The organism is Streptomyces sp. NRRL WC-3618, assembly GCF_001280005.1.
Lineage (GTDB): Bacteria > Actinomycetota > Actinomycetes > Streptomycetales > Streptomycetaceae > Streptomyces.
Map to the genome: position 1 here is coordinate 1 of NZ_LGDW01000388.1, position 263 is coordinate 263.

Annotated in this window: 1 protein-coding gene; it reads right to left on the bottom strand. The window is 68.4% G+C overall.

Going from position 1 to position 263, the window contains the following annotated elements; genetic code table 11:
* Positions 1-263: aldehyde dehydrogenase family protein (locus tag ADL01_RS27190; RefSeq protein WP_159049644.1), on the bottom strand; the 263-nt coding region annotated here is incomplete at both ends.

The window sequence follows — 263 nt, forward strand, 5'->3', positions numbered from 1 at the left end:
TCGATCATCGGGCCCATTTCCTCGGCCGCCGTGACATGCAGAGGCTTGCCTGTATGGATCGCCTCCGCGCGGACGAAGTCGTCGGCGCGGCGCTCCAGAGCGTCGGCTATGCGCATCAGGCTGAGCTGCCGCTGCGCCGGAGCGACGTCCCGCCACTTCTCGAATGCGGTGTGTGCGGAGGTGAAGGCCAGATCAAGGTCCGCGTCGCCGGACACCGGTGCGCTGCCGGTGACCTGCCCGGTCGACGGATCGGTCAGGTCGAG